This is a genomic window from Roseateles sp. AC306 (assembly GCF_979253795.1).
The window spans coordinates 1-205 of the sequence record NZ_CEEDEB010000176.1 but is presented as its reverse complement, the minus strand read 5'-3'; the positions used below and the strand labels follow the sequence as shown (position 1 = coordinate 205).

Annotated in this window: 1 protein-coding gene; it reads left to right on the top strand. The window is 66.3% G+C overall.

The features are described 5' to 3' along the window. A partial coding sequence (locus AC0IZJ_RS28855) for a hypothetical protein (protein WP_471855721.1) occupies positions 1-205 on the top strand: 205 nt, incomplete at both ends.

Sequence of the window (205 nt, the reverse complement as noted above, 5' to 3'; positions counted from 1 at the left end):
CCACCGCTCAGCTCGCCGCCATCGAGACCGAGGACATCAAGTCCATCTCGACGGCAGCACTGCGCAACCTGTCTTCCGCACAGCTCGACGGCCTCACCAGCGACCAGCTGCGCGCCCTGTCCTCCACGCAGCTCAACGCACTGACGAGCAGCCAGGTCAACACGCTGGGCACGGCCGACCTGAACAGCCTGAGCAGCGGCCAGTT